This window comes from Phenylobacterium haematophilum, assembly GCF_014196295.1.
In the GTDB taxonomy this organism is placed as follows: domain Bacteria; phylum Pseudomonadota; class Alphaproteobacteria; order Caulobacterales; family Caulobacteraceae; genus Phenylobacterium; species Phenylobacterium haematophilum.
The window spans coordinates 1-3,337 of record NZ_JACIDK010000020.1; the positions used below are offsets into that span (position 1 = coordinate 1).

The 3,337-nt window shown below is 65.7% G+C and carries 6 protein-coding genes; 3 read left to right on the top strand and 3 right to left on the bottom strand.

The window, feature by feature from the left end; all coding sequences use genetic code 11:
* Positions 1-375: hypothetical protein (locus tag GGQ61_RS22070; protein ID WP_221221198.1), on the top strand; the 375-nt coding region annotated here is incomplete at its 5' end.
* A gap of 123 nt (positions 376-498) precedes the next feature.
* Here the strand turns inward: GGQ61_RS22070 and GGQ61_RS21935 are convergent.
* Positions 499-1,056 carry a helix-turn-helix domain-containing protein gene (locus tag GGQ61_RS21935; RefSeq protein ID WP_183777186.1) on the bottom strand — a complete coding sequence of 186 codons (558 nt, stop codon included), beginning with the start codon at positions 1,054-1,056 and terminating at the stop codon, positions 499-501.
* A 397-nt stretch (positions 1,057-1,453) separates the two neighbouring features.
* Between GGQ61_RS21935 and GGQ61_RS21940 the strand changes: the two genes are divergently transcribed.
* Together GGQ61_RS21940 and GGQ61_RS21945 are read left to right on the top strand one after the other, a co-directional pair.
* Complete coding sequence (locus GGQ61_RS21940; protein ID WP_183777187.1) at positions 1,454-1,627, top strand: hypothetical protein; 174 nt, start codon at positions 1,454-1,456, stop codon at positions 1,625-1,627.
* Between the two features lie 7 nt (positions 1,628-1,634).
* Positions 1,635-1,790, top strand: a complete 156-nt coding sequence (locus tag GGQ61_RS21945; protein ID WP_183777188.1) for a hypothetical protein — start codon at positions 1,635-1,637, stop codon at positions 1,788-1,790.
* Between the two features lie 146 nt (positions 1,791-1,936).
* Here the strand turns inward: GGQ61_RS21945 and GGQ61_RS22560 are convergent, their stop codons facing one another.
* Positions 1,937-2,401, bottom strand: coding sequence for a hypothetical protein (locus GGQ61_RS22560; RefSeq protein WP_183777189.1), 465 nt, complete (start codon positions 2,399-2,401; stop codon positions 1,937-1,939).
* Entirely contained in the window at positions 2,362-3,087 is a 726-nt protein-coding gene (mobV, locus tag GGQ61_RS21955) for a MobV family relaxase (protein ID WP_246371167.1), read from the bottom strand. The genes GGQ61_RS22560 and mobV overlap by 40 nt, the downstream gene beginning before the upstream one ends.
* Positions 3,088-3,337 lie beyond the last annotated feature (250 nt).

The following is a 3,337-nucleotide window of genomic DNA, read 5'->3' on the forward strand; positions in this document are numbered from 1 at the left end:
TCGATGGACGCCAAGGTGGCAGGCGGTTCACCGGCGGCGGAACAGGCCGAGGAATCCGCCGCCCTTCTCCAAGCTCCGCTGCGCGACCGCCCGCCACTCGGCGCGGTCCGTCTGAAGCATCTCCACCTGGACCCTCAGCCCCACGGCCTCCGCCTCCAGTCGGTCGCGCTCCGCCGCTCGCGGCCGCAGGGTCGCAAGCTCGGCGGTTGCGCCGGCAAGCTGCTCTCTGAGGGTGACGATGTGGGCTTCAAGGGCTTCGACCTGCCCGCTGTTCGAACCTTCTATCGAAGGGTTCGAAGGTCGCGATTTCGAAGGCGGGGCGGCCGGGTCGAGCCACACCCAAATCCGGCCTTCATTGTCGCGGTCGCCCCTTAGCTTTCCTGCCTTCCAGCGAGAGCGGACGCTGTTGGGGGCGATGCGGAGTATCGCGCCGGCTTCGGCCAAGGACATTCGAACTTCAGGCATTTCGAACTCTTCGATCGAAGGGGTGTTCGAACCCTAGGACGGCGCTCGGCCGCCATTGATCAACGCCAACAGGGGGGCTGAATCGGTCTGGGCTTTGTCGCGGGCGGCGCCGGTCAGATGCGTGCCGACCTTGGGGTTCATGAAATACCGAACCAGGCCCGGTCCACGCATCCCAGCGACCTTCTCGCGCCGGCGGCTGATCGCGCCGATCGTCGCCAGCTCGCCCATGATTTCGCTCACGTGGTTGGGCGTTTCACCAACCAACTCCGCCAGTTCGTCGCGGGTCTGCACGATCTCGCCAGTGTCGGTGCGAAGGTTGCTGAACAGCACCGCCCAGAGCCGCATGGCGACCAGGGGCCGGCCGCTGTTCCTGGACAGCCAGTCCACGACGGCGGCGTTCTGTTCGGGGCTGATCATGACGAAGGTCCATCCACTCCTGGAGGCGGTCTGACGGTCAATGGTGGCGATCAGTTCCCCGACCGCCCGCTGCGGCAGGTCCGGGAAATCTAGCACCAACTGACGTAGTTGTTCGGCCTGATCCGTCTTCAGGCGGTCGGCCTTGGTGCGGAGTTTCACGAGCTGGGCGGGCATGTGGGCGAATCTCCGATTACCTACCGTGTGATGGGACTAGTAAGTCCCGCCCGGCGGGACGTAAAGCCCCTCCCAATGCGCGCGCGCGTAGGAGATCACCCTAGAAGTCGAGAAGTCGTCCGGCAGCGCGAACCAAAACGCTGGCGGACGGACGACTTCTCTCCCCCCCAAACCCCCGTCTGTGGACAACCGGCCGCTCCGAGCCGCCAGGACGGCCGTAGAGGGCTTTTCGGGGTGCTGGGGGTGATCTGACGCCTCGACCCCCTGAAGGGGCTTCCTGGGCCTCCTGTAGCCCGCTGGGAGGTCGGATGCGGGCGACCGCAGGGCGGCCGGGCCGATCTTGCAGCGGGCGAAAGGTGGTAGGATGATTTCGAACGGAGATCGCGGAGGAGCCGTTGTGAAACCCGATAGCAGCCTGCCCGCGATCCTGCGTGATTGGATGCACACCGCCACCGCGGAGGAACTGCACGCCCTGCACGACCGCGTCGAGCATTGGCACGCCTCGCCCGGTCGCACGGTGGCCCTAGGTGTCCTAGAAAGCCTCATTCGGCAGCGCGAAGGCGGGGAGTGACAGCACCATGGCAGACTGGTTGTCGATCAGCACCGAGGACCCGCTCTGGCTCGTTAAGAGCTTCGTCCTCGTCACCGGGGTGGCGGCGATCCCCATCATCCTTTGGTATGGATTTCTCGCCCTGGTCCGCCGCGCGGCGGATCGGAACAACGCCCACAAGTAGGCCCTCCCCCTTGGCGTTAGACCCTTGCTGAAGGGCCAGCCCCCGTCTGGTAACACGGGGGGCATACAGAGGGGGGGAAGACCCTCATCAACACCTTGCTCCGTAAGGGGTTGATCGAAAAATTCAGCCGAAAATTCAATTCTAGCCTAGCGCCCCCTTCCGGGGTCCCTCTCCTGGGTCTGCTGCTGGCCCCGTTCGAGGATCTTGGCGTCGCCGGCCTGACTGACCTCGACCAGATCTCCGATCTTCACGCCGGCCTCGTTCAACCGCTCCGCGACCCGCTCGTTCCGGTGGACCATCTCCACGGTCTTCCCGGTCCCTCGCTCCTGGATGGTGAGGGTGTAGCGGCCGTCCACCTCGGCCCTACCGCCCCGCAGCCAGCCGACCACGACCCGTGCGGCCTCCCGCATCCGCTCGGCCTGGCGCTCCACGGTGGCGAGCAGCTGGGCCACCTGGTCGGGGGCTAGACCGCTCACCAGGCGCTCCCACTTGGCCAGGCTCTTTCGGGCCTCGGCCGCCTGGTGCTTGTGGTGGTTCACGGCGCGGGCCTGTTCCCGCTCCCGCTTGGCGATCAGGTCCGTCTGGGCGGCCTTTTTGAGCGCCGGAGCCATCCGTTCACGGCCACATTGGCGACACGCTGGGCGTAGGCGTCGTCCGCTTCCAGGGTCGAGGTCAGAAGGCCCTTGTGGACCACTTCGCGCTCGGTCGGGATGACGATACTCGCCACCTGCTGCTCGACCTGTCCGAGGTGGGCGTAGAACTCCTTGATCGTCTGGTGGGTCGCCCTGCTGCCCTCGATCCCGCGCTCGAGGCCGTGCTGTCGGCCGACCTCCTGGGCGAACTCGGTCTGCATCTTCGACAGCGCGGTCTTGCCGCCGGTGAACTGTTTCGCGTTCAATCGGCCGTCGACTAGAGGAACCACGTAGGCGACCATGTGCGGCGAAGTTTCGTCGCGGTGAACGTGGGTGCTGATGACGTTTTCAGCCCCATGACGGGCCTCCAACCACTTGCGAGCGTCATCAAAATACTGACGGCCATCATCGTGCTTGAAGTGCTCTGGGCTCGCTCCGATGAAGTATTCTAGGCAGAGAACGGCGTCTGAGCGTCGTTTCTCTGGCAGAGCGTCACGAATGCTCGCCATCACCGCTTCCGGGGTCTGCGGGCCGTGATGTTCGTTCAGCGACGCTAGCGACAGATCCGCGTTGGGGGTCTCCCTGGTGCGGAAGGTGTGAGCGAGCGAACCGGCGATGTTGCCGGGCGTCTTGAGCTTCTCGACGCGAAGGATGGCGTAGGACATGGGCCACCATAGCGGCGGCCTGACAGAAAGGAAGGTGTACTCACTATACTTTGCTGCGCAAAGAAGCTCGCCGGGTGCCCCGGATTGCCGCTACGCGGCCGAGGGGCGCTGCCCCTCAAACCCCGCGGCGTCCGGTCCTTACGGCCGGGTCGCCTTCGATGGACGCCAAGGTGGCAGGCGGTTCACCGGCGGCGGAACAGGCCGAGGAATCCGCCGCCCTTCTCCAAGCTCCGCTGCGCGACCGCCCGCC

Bases quoted from the DNA above. Each gene is read 5' to 3' on its own strand.
- GGQ61_RS21935 (WP_183777186.1), bottom strand. From the start codon at position 1,056: ATGCCCGCCCAGCTCGTGAAACTCCGCACCAAGGCCGACCGCCTGAAG.
- GGQ61_RS21945 (WP_183777188.1), top strand. From the start codon at position 1,635: ATGGCAGACTGGTTGTCGATCAGCACCGAGGACCCGCTCTGGCTCGTT.
- GGQ61_RS22560 (WP_183777189.1), bottom strand. From the start codon at position 2,401: ATGGCTCCGGCGCTCAAAAAGGCCGCCCAGACGGACCTGATCGCCAAG.
- mobV (WP_246371167.1), bottom strand. From the start codon at position 3,087: ATGTCCTACGCCATCCTTCGCGTCGAGAAGCTCAAGACGCCCGGCAAC.